The sequence below is a fragment of the Anaerosolibacter carboniphilus genome, assembly GCF_014205875.1.
GTDB classification, from domain to species: domain Bacteria; phylum Bacillota; class Clostridia; order Peptostreptococcales; family Thermotaleaceae; genus Anaerosolibacter; species Anaerosolibacter carboniphilus.
Window position 1 is genome coordinate 1 of the sequence record NZ_JACHEN010000011.1, and the last position, 12,490, is coordinate 12,490.

Annotated in this window: 10 protein-coding genes and 1 other annotated feature; of the genes, 2 read left to right on the forward strand and 8 right to left on the reverse strand. The window is 37.0% G+C overall.

Annotated features, from left to right (window positions below):
• The first annotated feature begins 174 nt into the window (after window positions 1-174).
• Together HNQ80_RS09645 and HNQ80_RS09650 are read left to right on the forward strand one after the other, a co-directional pair.
• Window positions 175-1,416 carry an alanyl-tRNA editing protein gene (locus HNQ80_RS09645; protein WP_207726946.1) on the forward strand — a complete coding sequence of 414 codons (1,242 nt, stop codon included), beginning with the start codon at window positions 175-177 and terminating at the stop codon, window positions 1,414-1,416.
• A gap of 272 nt (window positions 1,417-1,688) precedes the next feature.
• Window positions 1,689-1,970, forward strand: a complete 282-nt coding sequence (locus HNQ80_RS09650) for a hypothetical protein (protein ID WP_184310448.1) — start codon at window positions 1,689-1,691, stop codon at window positions 1,968-1,970.
• A 26-nt stretch (window positions 1,971-1,996) separates the two neighbouring features.
• Here HNQ80_RS09650 and cls read toward each other — a convergent pair whose 3' ends face one another.
• The 8 genes from cls to HNQ80_RS09690 form a co-directional block, all read right to left on the reverse strand.
• Complete coding sequence (cls, locus tag HNQ80_RS09655) at window positions 1,997-3,373, reverse strand: cardiolipin synthase (RefSeq protein ID WP_184310449.1); 1,377 nt, start codon at window positions 3,371-3,373, stop codon at window positions 1,997-1,999.
• 107 nt (window positions 3,374-3,480) lie between these two features.
• Window positions 3,481-3,612, reverse strand: coding sequence for an OadG family protein (locus HNQ80_RS09660; RefSeq protein WP_184310450.1), 132 nt, complete (start codon window positions 3,610-3,612; stop codon window positions 3,481-3,483).
• Between the two features lie 12 nt (window positions 3,613-3,624).
• The gene (locus HNQ80_RS09665; protein ID WP_330602820.1) at window positions 3,625-4,746 is read right to left on the reverse strand and encodes a sodium ion-translocating decarboxylase subunit beta; all 1,122 of its coding nucleotides are present in this window, start codon (window positions 4,744-4,746) and stop codon (window positions 3,625-3,627) included.
• A 758-nt stretch (window positions 4,747-5,504) separates the two neighbouring features.
• The gene (locus tag HNQ80_RS09670) at window positions 5,505-6,887 is read right to left on the reverse strand and encodes a Na+/H+ antiporter NhaC family protein (RefSeq protein WP_184310451.1); all 1,383 of its coding nucleotides are present in this window, start codon (window positions 6,885-6,887) and stop codon (window positions 5,505-5,507) included.
• Window positions 6,888-7,001: 114 nt separating this feature from the next.
• Window positions 7,002-8,396, reverse strand: a complete 1,395-nt coding sequence (asnS, locus tag HNQ80_RS09675) for an asparagine--tRNA ligase (RefSeq protein WP_207726947.1) — start codon at window positions 8,394-8,396, stop codon at window positions 7,002-7,004.
• Window positions 8,397-8,461: 65 nt separating this feature from the next.
• Window positions 8,462-8,709: a binding site (T-box leader), on the reverse strand.
• A gap of 121 nt (window positions 8,710-8,830) precedes the next feature.
• The gene (locus HNQ80_RS09680) at window positions 8,831-10,192 is read right to left on the reverse strand and encodes a replication-associated recombination protein A (protein ID WP_330602821.1); all 1,362 of its coding nucleotides are present in this window, start codon (window positions 10,190-10,192) and stop codon (window positions 8,831-8,833) included.
• 301 nt (window positions 10,193-10,493) lie between these two features.
• Window positions 10,494-11,870, reverse strand: coding sequence for an MATE family efflux transporter (locus HNQ80_RS09685; protein WP_184310453.1), 1,377 nt, complete (start codon window positions 11,868-11,870; stop codon window positions 10,494-10,496).
• Window positions 11,871-11,954: 84 nt separating this feature from the next.
• A complete protein-coding gene (locus tag HNQ80_RS09690) occupies window positions 11,955-12,398 on the reverse strand; it encodes a MarR family winged helix-turn-helix transcriptional regulator (RefSeq protein ID WP_184310454.1) in 444 nt (147 codons plus the stop codon).
• Between the last annotated feature and the right edge of the window lie 92 nt (window positions 12,399-12,490).

Sequence of the window (12,490 nt, forward strand, 5' to 3'; positions counted from 1 at the left end):
GGCGTACTTCCATTAAAGCAAAAGAGGTTCTTTTTTTCATTATTAAAATTTTTCCATTGTCAATCTGTAATTATTTCTTTGATGCAACATTAGAACCTCTAAGGATCTTTTTTTATACTTTCAGAAAAATTTATTCGTCGCAGGATTTTATCCCTATATATAGAAAATAATAGAATGAATAGGATTGACTACAAGAAAGGATTGAAAACCATGACGAAAAAACTATATCATGAGAATGTTTACTTAAAGGAATTTACAGCAGATATATTAAGTATTCTTGAAAAAGAAGGCAAATATCATGTTATTTTAGATCAATCAGCTTTTTACCCAGAAGGAGGAGGCCAACCTCATGATCAAGGATGGATCGAAGACAGTGAAGTTGAATATGTATATGAGGAGAATCACCAGATATATCATGTTGTCAATATTCCCCCTGAAAAACTCATACATGCTAAATGTAAAATAGATTGGAAACGAAGATTTGATCATATGCAACAACATCTTGGTCAACATATACTATCCTCTGCTTTTGATAAACTCTTTGATGCTGCAACTGTGGGTTTTCATTTAGGTACAGAGTACATTACAATTGATATCACCCTTGGAAATATAACAAAACAACAGATTGAAAAAGCTGAATATTTGTCCAATCAGGTGATATGGAATAATCTCCATGTAAAACAGTTATACCCTGATCCAGAAACGCTTAAAGCATTACCGCTCCGAAAGCAGCCAAAAGTCACAGAGAATATTCGAATTGTCGAGATCGATCAAGTTGACTATTCTCCCTGTGGCGGTACACACCCATCTCAGACAGGCGAAGTGGGAATCATTAAGATACGTCGTTGGGAAAAAATTCGTGATACTACCCGTATAGAGTTTGTCTGCGGAAACCGAGCTTTGAAAGACTATACATGGAAAAATGATCAAATAAATACACTTTCCAATTTGTTTTCAGTAAAGGACCAAGATACTCAGATAGCCGTTGAAAAAATGTATTCTGAAAATCAAACGATGAAAAAAGATTTGAAAAGTATGCATGATCAGCTCATGGTATATGAAGCAAAGGCGCTTTATGATCAAGCCGAAGTGAGCAAGACCGTGAGAATTATTCATAGGGTTTTTGAGCAACGAGATTTCGGAGAGCTTAGACAATTGGCAGCTAAAATCGTATCCAATCCGAATGTTGTTGTTTTATTCGGAACAAAGGATAACGAAAAAGCTCAGATCGTTCTAAGTCGCTCAAGTGAAATCAACATCAATATGAATGAGCTTTTTAAGGAAATCTCACCTTTAATTAACGGAAAAGGGGGCGGAAATCCCCAGACAGCACAAGGTGGTGGAAATGAAGTCAGTAACCTAGGTTCTTCTCTATTGGCAGCTCAAAACATTATTATGAAAAGATATTTGGCATAAGCATAAAAGAAAACCATCTCCTTAAGAAGATGGTTTTCTTTTATGCTTCACCCTATTTTGCTTGGAAAATTGGACTTTCTATTATAAATTATAAACAAGATGGCCTTTCTTTACAATATATTTTTTCGATTTTTTTCTACAAATTTCTTTCTCATTCTCCAAATAATGGCTTCAGCTGCACATTATAAGTAACAAGGTTTTTCGTCAGAAGTAATATTTTTATACTTCAGTTAATAAGTATATCCTAAAGTATGTTTTTGTGGAGGGATATTATGATTCATCATGAAGGAATATCTTATCTTGATTCTGATGATATATATTATTATTATTGTCATGCAGATAAGAATGAGATTGAAAAATATAGAAACAAATGGTATAAGATCATATGTGTAATTGAATTTAAAAATATATCGGATCACATGAATACTTACTTTGTTCCTCAACCAAAACTGGAAGAATTTTTGAAATCCAACCCTGAAAAGCTTCTAGACATTATACCTACTAGTATAGATGAAGTTAGTGAAATACTAAGTAAATATGATATATCTATTTAATAAGAACATTCATGGAGGATTCTTATTTATAAGGATCCTCTTATCAATTTAATCAACTGCATACCTGCCATGTCAGCCATGCTTTCTTGTCCTTGTGCTTCTACTTTATAAGAGTGACTTACATACTCGTTAAAGATTTCAACCAGTTTCTCTACATATCCTTCACTATAGATGATGCAGATTATTTCATAATCTCTTTGCATGCCTCGATAATCAAAATTTGCGGTACCTACTGAAGCAACATACCCATCTACAGCAATCATTTTATTGTGGGTAAAACCATTCATGAATTTAAATATGTTGACACCAGATTTTGCGAGCCTTCTAGCCCAAAGATTTGTAGCATACTTAGCAATAATATTATCAGAATCAATTGGAATCAGTATTTGCACATCCACGCCTCTCGCCACAGCATTTTCAAGGGCAACCACGATGCTTTCAGAAGGTATAAAATAAGGTGTTATAATATGAATCTGCTTTTCTGCCCTATTTATTAATGAGAAATAGGCGTGTTCAATATTATTTTGAGGTGAATCAGGTCCTCCTGTAACAATTTGTACTGAAATTTCTCCATCTTTTCTTTCGTTATTAAAATAGGCTTTATCCGTTAATGCTTTCCCTGTAGCAACATACCAATCCCTCAAAAAAACAATTTGTAGCTGTCTTGCAGAATCACCCTCGATTATAATATCCAAATCTTTCCATTTCCCGATCTCTGTTTTTTCTCCAAAGTACTCATCGGCGATATTTCTTCCACCTGTAATACAGACTTTTCCATCTACTACCAAGAGTTTTCTATGATTGCGATGATTCAGACTTAAATTGTAAATGCCTTGCCAAATTGGTGAAAAAGCAACTGCCTCTATGCCTTCTTTTTTTAACTCTCGAATATACTTTGGCTTCATTAGCAGACATCCAAAACCATCATAGAGGAATCTTACTTCTACGCCCTCTCTGCTTTTCTGAACAAGCAGTTCTTTAAACTTCATTCCGATCTCATCATCCTTAATGATAAAATATTCTATATGAATGTGTTCTTTTGCTTTTCTGATAGTTTCAAATACTGCTTTATGGAATTTATCTTCATTTTCTAATAGATCAATATGATTCTGATCAAAAATACTTTCGCTAAAGTATTGGGGATAACTATACCTTTTTCCTAAAACGCTTTGTACCGTTATGTCTTTTTTATACATTCCTTGGCCATTTAGCAGTTCGATGTATTCTTGCCCTTTTCTCGCCGTATTTCCATGTTGATCGCGTTGAATATCCTTCATGAGGGCAACTGAAGCTAAAATCATCAGCACGATCATCAAGCCATGGAATAGCCATCGGACAGAAACATACCTTATCAGTGAAATCATCATACTTAGCACGAATATAAGCAAAATTAGCCTCTTCAAATCATCACATCCTACCCAATCATTCTCTGTAATAGTTTCCCATACTCTGCTATGGTTTAATCATAAAATTATTTTACCCACAAAAAAAGACTCGAATTGAGTCTTTTTTATTCCTCAGTATATGGGAAAAATTTTAGCAATCCCTTGATCATAAAGTAAAATAAAATTAATATTGTAAAGGTAGTTCCCATACCATAAGCCATAATTCTTAATCCTTCAGGAATGAGTTCAAAATTCATAGTATCAACCTCCTAAGATAATAATGCCAGAACAACGCTGCCTGCGATAATGGAGCCTATTTGACCAGCTACATTTGCACCAACGGCTTGCATAAGAATAAAATTCGTTGGGTCTTCCTTTTGTGCCATCTTCTGGATCACTCTTGCTGACATGGGAAAGGCAGAAATTCCAGCCGCACCCACCATAGGATTATATTTTTCTTTTACAAACAAATTCAATACTTTAGCAAAAATAACGCCGCCTGCTGTGTCAAAGATAAATGCCACAAGTCCCATTCCAATAATCATCAAAGTATCCCAATCTAAAAATGCACTGGCTTTCATTGTAGAACCTATAATAATACCTAAGAATAAAGTAACTAAATTCGCCAGCTCATTTTGCGCTGTTTGTGAAAGTCTATCTAGAACACCACACTCTCTGATTAGGTTGCCGAACATCAACAATCCTACCAACGTCACACTAATCGGCGCAATAATACCTGCCAAAATCGTCACACAAATTGGGAAAAGAACTTTCACTGTTTTGGAAACTTTCACATCATGATAATCCATTCGAATTCTACGTTCTTCCTTGGTGGTTAAGGCACGGATAACAGGTGGCTGAATTACCGGCACCAACGCCATATAGGAATAAGCCGCTACAGAAATTGGTCCTAAGAGATCTTTCGCAAATCGATTAGCTACAAAGATGGATGTAGGTCCATCGGCAGCGCCAATGATGCCAATAGATGCTGCTTCTTTTAAAGGAAATCCGAGTAGCAGAGCTGCTAATAAGGTAAAAAATATCCCAAATTGAGCAGCCGCTCCAAAAAACAACATGGAAGGCATTCTCAGCAGTGGAGTAAAATCGATCATAGCACCTACAGCAATGAAGATAAACGCAGGCAATAGCTCTGTTAAAATCGTTGTATTAAATAAGATTCCTAAAACACCATGCTGAGGGTCAGCAATCCCCGGTATTCCTTCAACGACAGGGATATTGGTAAGAATTGCTCCAAAACCTATGGGCAACAATAGCATAGGTTCATACTCTTTTTTAATCGCTAGATAAATTAAAAAGCCTCCTATTAAAAACATTCCTACATTTCCTAGGGTCAAACCCTGAATTCCTACTAACAATTTTTCCATCAACATGAATAACATCCTCCTCAATTACTGTTTGGAACAAAAGCATTTCATGTTCTAAAGTGAAAGGAAGTGCTTTTGTTCTTCACAGGGAACTAATAGTTCTCTGTGACGCTTCGCTGTGACCCTCCAATTATTGGACATAAAAATCGCAAATTGCTCCGCAAATGCTCATAGCGCAATAGAGATTTCTTCGAGTAAGACTCTCAAAATCTCTATTGCTTAAATTAACCGAAGGTTTAGATTCTCTGCAATATAAGATATCATTAAATAGTTGTATTGCATAGAGATAGTATGATGGGGTGAACCCCTTTAAAAATCCCCCACATATAGGAAATTGAAAACCATAATTTCCTATATATGAACAAAGTTGCCTATCGGCAATTTTTCGCTAGGAAACCCTGGGTGTCCTTCGACGCCTGCAAAGCAGGCTGCGCACCTTCCTGAATACGGTAAGCCCTCTGCACACCTCACATCTAAGAAATCATGTGATCATCATTTCTTAGATATCAAAAAAGACCTTTGTTTATACAATTCTTGTATAAACAAAGGTCTTGCCTTCAAGATTTCTTGATAAACCAGCCGAGCTGTTATAACAGCTGAGATGACGACTAGTTATATGGCCGATGGCCATTGGCTACTCCCCTTTATTCTAGCAACTATATACTGATAAAATCAAGTATAGCACAGTCATTTTTTAAAGTAAATCATAGATCTTGGATTTAAGCATTGTAATTCAAATATATTTCAATAAAAAACTTACCTTTTCATTCTGCGACATTTTCTTTTCTTTTATTCGTTGATGTTCCTAAATATCCAAAAATAATTGTAAGAACTGGTGATATATAACAAAGCACAGCATAAGGTCCATACTTTCCAGCTGAAACCCCAGTAATAGCTGCTGCGATGATTGCATTTACATTCCAAGGAATTAGGGGTGCAATAGTGGTCCCTGTGTCAGCAATGGTTCTTGCCAGGATCGCCCTGTCAACGTTCAATTCCTCATATTTAGATTTGAGAAACCTTCCAGGCAAGAGGATTCCTACTGTTTGATCACAGGTAATAATCGTTAATAAGCTGCTTAAAATCCCTGTTTTAAAAATTAAATTTCCCTTTGATTTTGTATCGGCCATTAATTGATCGACCATGGGACGAATCATGCCCGTCCCTTCCAAGATACTGTTCAAAGAAACAGCACCTAATACAATCAAAATAACCTCAAACATGGGTAGAATACCGCCACCTTTTAATATCTGATCCAATTCAGCCATGCCAGTATTGGCTCCAAACCCATAATATATTATTTTTATCATTTCTAAAAGAGAAATATTTTGCATCAATAAGCTAAATCCAATACCACCGATTGTTCCAAATATCATATTGGGAATAATTTTTACACCCATCATTGCAAGAACAATCACAATGATTGGAAGAATCATGAGGATGGGTGAAATGTAAAAATTCGAAGCTATTCCTTTTTGGTAAGCCTGCAATACACCCTGATAAAGGCCTACATTATACCGTGTTCCCAACATGTAATAGAATACAGCACTAATAATCATCGTTGGGATAAGCGTTACAAGGATACTCTTTACTCCATCTTTGTACCTTACATCGGTGGTTTTCATTGTTAAATTCACCAGACTACCAATTGGAGAAACCTTATCAGCGATAAAAGCTCCGGAAATAATGGCACCTATCAAAATGGGTGAGGGAATCACAAGTCCTCTTCCCATTCCCAATAAGACCATACCAATGGTACTTACCGTTCCTAGGGCAGTTCCCATGATCAATGAAATCAACGCCGCTGATACAAAGCAGGCCAATACATAGTTGATCTGATGAATATAATTAAATCCATAATAAATCATGGTTGGCACAATACCCGAAGCCATCCATAGAGCAATTAACATCCCTATCAATATAATTACCATAAATACAGTCTGACACTCTTCGATTCCAGCTATGAGCATTTTCATAACCTGCTTTGCTTGGATGCCACTTTTTACAGCAATAAACGCTACGAGTAATGTGCTGCCAAATAGACCGATGAATAATGGATAACGAAAAAAAATACATAAAGCAATAAAACTAATCGTTCCTATGAGTGAGAGATATACATCTTTTCTCCGTATTATATTATATTTCATAAAGCCTCCAGCGACACGCTTATTTACATTCTCCATTATACTATAAAAATTACTTTCATAGAATGAATGCGCGAAATAAAAAGAGGAACCCTTTTAGGTTCCCCTCCAATGTTATTAAAACTCTGCCGTCTTTACTGTTCTTGGGAAAGAAATTACATCTCTGATATTACCCATACCTGTTAAATACATAATGGCTCTCTCAAATCCAAGCCCATACCCTGCATGTCTTGTTCCGCCATATTTTCTTAATTCAAGATACCACCAATAATCATCTTTGTGGAGCTCCATTTCTTCCATTCTTCTCTCCAGCACATCCATTCTTTCTTCCCTTTGGCTACCTCCAATAATCTCACCAACACCTGGTACAAGAAGATCCATAGCTGCCACTGTTTTCTGATCATCATTTAATCTCATATAGAATGCTTTGATGTCCTTTGGATAATTCGTCACGAATACGGGCTTCTTAAATACCTTTTCTGTTAGGTATCTTTCATGCTCTGTCTGCAAGTCACATCCCCACTCCACAGGATATTCAAAAGATTCTTTTGAGTTCTTCAATATTTCAATTGCTTCAGTATAACTTACTCTACCAAATTCTGAATTTAATACGTTATTAAGACGGTCAAATAAGCCTGTATCAATAAATGTGTTAAAAAACTCCATCTCTTCCGGAGCATTTTCCATGACATACTGAATGATAAATTTCATCATTTCTTCAGCTAACTCCATATTGTCTTCCAAATCAGCAAAGGCGATTTCTGGCTCGATCATCCAAAATTCTGCCGCATGTCTTGCTGTATTGGAATTTTCAGCTCTAAACGTCGGGCCAAAGGTATATACATTTCTAAAGGCCATACAATAAGACTCTACATTAAGCTGCCCACTCACCGTCAAATTTGTCTCTTTTCCGAAGAAATCCTTTGAAACATCTACACGGCCTTCCTCATCTTTAGGGATATTGTTAAAATCTAAGGTAGAAACCCTAAACATCGCTCCAGCCCCTTCACAATCACTACCGGTTATGATTGGTGTATGCACATAAACAAATCCTCTCTCTTGGAAGAACTTATGTATGGCATATGCAGCAATGGATCTTACCCGAAACACAGCTGAAAAGGTATTGCTTCTTGGTCTTAGATGGGCAATGCTTCTTAAGAACTCAAAGCTATGTCTTTTTTTCTGTAAAGGATAGTCGGGTGTAGAAGGTCCTTCCACTTCAATATGAGTCGCCTTGATCTCAAATGGCTGCTTCGCTTCGGGTGTAGCTACCAGTTTTCCTTCCACAATAATGGCTGAACTGATTGGCAGCTTGGATATTTCGTCAAAATTTTCCAATTGATCTTCAAGTACAATTTGAATGTTTTTATAGTAACTCCCGTCATTCAGTTCTATGAATCCAAATGTTTTTGACGTTCGAGAGGTTCGAATCCATCCTCCGATTTTCACAGTTTGATCTAGGTATTGATCAGTCTCTTTAAAAATTTTCTTCACTTCTAATAATTTGATCATTCCGTACTTCCTCCTTTTCGAATTTACGAAATATTGTTACAAAAATATAAAAGCCCTCCTCCCTAAGCAGGGACGAAAGGCTAATTTCCGCGGTACCACCCTCATTGTCAAAACGACCAACTCCTACCAGCGTTGAAGAAAACATCCAACACTGCCCAATGGATAACGGTTTGGCTCCGTCTAAGCCTACTTTCCTAAGATTTCGGTTAGAAACTCTGAGGTGTTCTTCAATAAAGGCTTTGTATCGGTCTTCCACCATCACCGACTCGCTAGGACTACATCCCTTATCTACTCTTCTCTTCTTTGTCTTTTGCTATATGGTTTGTTAAGCATATTATATGCTTGGTTCAAACATATGTCAAATCTTTTTTCCCTTTCTTGACAATGTTCAAGTCGTTCTAAGTTAGTGTAAGTATTCACCATTTCCAATGAAACTATTCATGCGAACGCTTTTTCCCTTCCAGCCAATTTAGTCGCTCCTTTACCTTTTTTTCATAGCCATTTTCTGTGGCCGTATAATACTGGGTATGCAAAAGCTCATCTGGAAGGTATTGCTGTGCTACATAATGATCCGGATAATCATGGGGATACATATAGCCCAGTCCATGACCCATCTTTCTAGCAGCACCATAACTCTGATCCCTTAAATGAATAGGCACAAGCCCTATATTTTTTTCTCCAGTGTCCTTCAATGCTTTGTTGATTCCCATGTAACTGGCATTGCTCTTTGGTGCAGTCGCTACATATACGGCCGCTTGAGCCAAAATAATCCTTCCTTCTGGCATCCCAATAAACTGCACCGCCTGGGCAGCACTATTGGCAACAACCAAAGCATTGGGATCAGCTAGCCCTACATCTTCAGCTGCTGCAATCACAATTCTTCGGGCGATGAACATAGGGTCTTCGCCCCCACTAATCATCCTTGCCAAGTAGTGAAGGGCAGCATCAGGATCTGAACCCCTCATAGACTTAATAAATGCCGATACGATGTCATAATGATAATCATTATTTTTATCATACTGAATATGTCTCTTCTGCAAACACTCTTTCATAATATCTAGATCAATGTAGGTTTTACCATCTTCCCTTTTTTCAGTTGTTAAGGCAGCTAGTTCCAATGCATTCAATGCTCTTCTGGCATCACCGTTCGCTACGCTTGATAAAAATTCTAAAGCCTCAGGTTGTATTTCTATTTCAAACAGCCCTAATCCGAATTCACAATCATGAATGGCTCGAAGGATTATTTTTCGAATAGCTTCCTCATCTAACAACTCCAACTTAAATAGCATAGATCGAGAGATTAAAGCATTGTTTACTTCAAAATAAGGGTTTTCAGTAGTTGCACCGATGAGTGTCAAGGTGCCATTTTCTACATATGGCAGCAGTGCATCCTGTTGTGCCTTATTAAAACGGTGAATCTCATCTAAAAAAAGAATCGTCTTCTTATTATACATTCCCATAATATTCTGGGCATTCTCCACAACTTCTTTTAAATCCTTTACACCTGAAGTAACTGCATTTAACTGAACAAAATTCGACTTTGTCGTATTTGCAATTACCTTTGCCAAACTCGTCTTCCCTGTTCCTGGTGGTCCATACAAGATCAGAGAAGTAATGCGATCCGCTTTGATCGCTCGCCACAACAGCTTGCCATGACCTACAATATGCTCTTGTCCAATAAAATCCTCCAATTTTTTAGGTTTCAAACGTTCTGCCAATGGTGCTTCCTTTTTAAGATTCTTTTCTCTTTGTATATCAAACAAATCCATCGTTATCACCTTTTTCTTTGTATTCAATATTATATATTCTTTCTTATCACTTCAAATTCCTCTTCTAATGAACAAAATCGCTTCACAATTTGTTCTTCGCTAGGGGGAACTACTTCCCCCTTCGACGGATGTGAGCATCCTGAGCACCCCCTCTAAACCGGCGAGGGGAATTCCCTCTGCACTCCCCATTATTAAGGAAATAGCCCTCCAACTAAGTACTTATCCACAGGCTTTTGCGCAAGCTATTTCCTTAATAACAAAGAAAAACATCTACCTATATCAGTAGATGTTTTTACAACTTAGCTTGGTCTTAAAATTTTGTTTCAGACTATTCCATCTGAAGCTTTGACGATTTACCCTCTTGATGTTTCTCGTCTAGACTTCTTAACTCCATAAACAGCCAAATTCCTGTAATAATCGAAGACCCCAAGTCAGCTACCGGTCCTGCCATCAGTACACCCTTTAACCCATAAAACTTCGGAAGGATGAATAGGGCAGGAATTAGAAGCAACACTTGTCTTGAGAGACTTAAAAATGCAGCCTGCTTTGGTTTACCAACAGCCTGAAAGTAATTGGCAGCTATGATTTGGAAGCCTATGATCGGTAGAAAAATCAAAAATATATTCATGGCATAGGTTCCAAAATTAATCAGTTCCTGATCGCTTCTGTTAAACATAGAAATCAACTGTACGGGAAATAGTCTTGTAATAATAAATCCTAAAGTCGTAATACCTGTAGCAGCTATACCTGCTAGCTTTAAGGCTTTTTTCACTCGCTTAAATTCCTTAGCACCATAATTATATCCAATAATTGGCTGAGCCCCTTGATTAATTCCGAAAATGGGCATCAATATCAACGTTATAATACTGCCAACAACACCCATGCCTGAAATAGCAATATCACTACCATATTGCATTAAGCCTCTATTCAAGATCACATTCAGCAAACTGGCTGCAAGCTGCATAGCAAAGGGTGCAGAACCAAGAGCTAATATTTTCCTTACCAGTGAAGAATCTAATTTCAAATTGACTAGCCGAATTTTCAACAAGCTCTTCCCGCTGAAAAAGTACCACAATACCCAGATAGCCGAAACAGTCTGAGATAAAATAGTTGCTATAGCCGCTCCTTGAATACCCCAATCAAAAACAAAGATAAAAATCGGATCTAGAATCGTGTTTAATATGGCTCCAATCAGCATGGTAAACATGGCAATTTGAGGATTTCCCTCCGCACGGATATAATTGTTCATACCAAAACCAATAGATTGAAACACAGTTCCCAAAAGAATAATGCTTAAATAATTTTTTGCATAGGGCAACACTGCAGCACTTGCGCCAAATAGCTTAAGCAGTGGCTCCAAAAATAAGAGGCCAGGTATGGTTATCACCAGTGAAATTACAATAAGTAATACCATTCCATTTCCTATGATTCGCTCTGCTTCATCTCGTTTCTGTTCTCCCAATCGAATAGATAACAGAGACGTGGAACCAATTCCTACAAGCATAGCACATGCCATGATGACCAACATAATAGGGAAACCAATGGTTATACCTGCTATCCCTAGGGATCCCACCCCATTTCCGATAAATATACGGTCTACCATGTTATATAATGCATTTACCAGCATTCCAATAATGGCCGGTACAGAAAACTTAATCAAAAGTTTCGATACTTTCTCTTCTCCTAATAATTTTGCTTGATCCATAGACTCACTCCTATTCTTTTGAACAAATTTGCCTTTCGGCAATTTGTTTTCCCTAGGAAACCAACAATCACATTTTCCTAGATATTAAGAAAAATTATCAATAATTCTTCTTAAATAACCCTTTAAATTTTCTATTTCTTCTTCCTTAAAATCCCATATTCCTCTTTTTATCGCTTCATTGCTCAAGGATTCAAAGTTTTCCATAAGCTCTTTAGATTTTTCTGTAAGTACGATAATTTGTGACCTTCTATCATTGGGATTTTCTGTTCTTCGTACCCATCCTTGATTTGTAAGCCTCTGAATAATACCGGATATAGTAGGCCGATCTGAATGTAACCTCTCTGCTATAGCTGCGGGAGAAAGACTTATCGTATTATCACTCTTGCACTCGTTGCAACCTATTTCTCTAATTACTGCAAACTGTGATGAAGTGAGACCCACATCACTCAATTTATTTTTTAATTCCCATTTGGTCAGTCTTGCAGCCTTATTGATAAGGTATCCTAAATCATTCATCATTCTCTCCATACCCAAATCACCTCCTAGTCCAAATGGTTAGTATGCTAATTATTTTCATCCATAATTATTAGTATACTAATTATATTTCAAATGTCAAGAGC